At 61.9% G+C, this 1,015-nt stretch carries 1 protein-coding gene and 1 pseudogene; both read left to right on the forward strand.

Going from position 1 to position 1,015, the window contains the following annotated elements; genetic code table 11:
- Positions 1-807, forward strand: an 807-nt coding sequence (locus ACWR1S_RS30825) for a GspE/PulE family protein (RefSeq protein WP_454566139.1), incomplete at its 5' end; no start/stop codon positions are given.
- A pseudogene (locus ACWR1S_RS30830) lies at positions 807-1,015 on the forward strand (type II secretion system inner membrane protein GspF); the annotation flags it as partial. The gene ACWR1S_RS30825 and the pseudogene ACWR1S_RS30830, both read left to right, overlap by 1 nt.

Raw genomic sequence — 1,015 nt, forward strand, 5'->3', positions numbered from 1 at the left:
GTGATGCGTCTGCTCGACAAACAGGCCGGACGTCTGCATCTGGAAACCCTCGGCATGGACGTGCAGGTGTTGGCCAAACTTGATCATTTGATCCGCCAGCCCCACGGCATTGTGCTGGTCACCGGGCCCACGGGCAGCGGCAAAACCACCAGCCTGTACGCTGCACTGGCGCGGCTCGATGCGAGTACCAGCAACATTCTCACTGTTGAAGACCCGGTGGAATACGACCTGCCGGGCATCAGCCAGATTCAGGTCAACGCCAAAATCGATATGACCTTCGCCCTGGCGCTGCGGGCGATCCTGCGCCAAGACCCGGACATCATCATGATCGGCGAAATCCGCGATCTCGAAACCGCACAAATCGCCGTGCAGGCGTCGCTGACCGGGCATTTGGTGTTGGCAACCTTGCACACCAACGACGCAGTGTCGGCGGTCAACCGCTTGATCGACATGGGCGTCGAACCGTTTCTGCTGGCCTCGTCGATGCTTGGGGTACTCGCACAACGCTTGGTGCGACGCCTGTGCAATCACTGCAAGCAGGAAGACCCAGCGGCACCGGGCACCTGGCGCCCGGTCGGTTGTGCGGCGTGCAACCAAACCGGCTACAGCGGCCGCACCGGCATCCACGAATTATTCTGCATCGACGACGACATCCGCACGCTGATCCATCAAGGGGCAGGGGAGCAGGCCTTGCGCGCATCGGCGGCCAAGGCCGGGATGTTCAGCTTGCGCGAGGACGGCGAGCGCTGGATCCGCAGCGGCGCCACCGCCCCTGAAGAAATCTTGCGTGTGACACGGGATGCCTGATGAATCGCTATCGTTTTGAAGCCGCCGATGCCACCGGTAAGATTGAATCCGGGCACCTCGAGGCGGACAGCCAAAGCGCCGTTTTCATAACATTACGGGGGCGCGGTTTGACCGCGTTGTCGGTGCACAAGGAAAGTAACGTCGCCCAGCACGGTGGCGGTGGGCTGTTCAGCGCCAAGCTTTCGGACAACGATCTGGCCTGGGCCAC

The organism is Pseudomonas sp. AIG (genome assembly GCF_977020205.1).